This is a genomic window from Mycobacterium sp. UM_Kg1, assembly GCF_000972925.1.
Lineage (GTDB): Bacteria > Actinomycetota > Actinomycetes > Mycobacteriales > Mycobacteriaceae > Mycobacterium > Mycobacterium hiberniae.
Genome location: NZ_JRMK01000386.1, coordinates 1 through 250, shown reverse-complemented (window position 1 = coordinate 250; position 250 = coordinate 1). Strand labels below are relative to the sequence as shown.

At 68.0% G+C, this 250-nt stretch carries 1 protein-coding gene; it reads left to right on the top strand.

From position 1 onward, the window contains the following. The coding region (locus LI92_RS21645) for an acyltransferase domain-containing protein (protein WP_046322774.1) at window positions 1–250 on the top strand (250 nt) is incomplete at both ends.

The window sequence follows — 250 nt, the reverse complement described above, 5'->3', positions numbered from 1 at the left end:
GTGGCCGGTGCTCCTGCGCAGGTGGATGCGGTGATCGCTGCGGTGGCCGGCGCGGAGCGGTTTGCGCGGCGGGTCAATATGGAGGTGGCTTCGCATACCGCGTTCATGGACCCGATTCTTGAGGAGTTGCGGGCGGAGTTGGCCGGGTTGCGGCCGCAGGTCCCGCAGATTCCCTTCTATTCCACCGTCGTCGATCCGGCCGGTCCCACCCCGGTGCTCGATGCGGACTACTGGGCGGCCAACGTGCGCA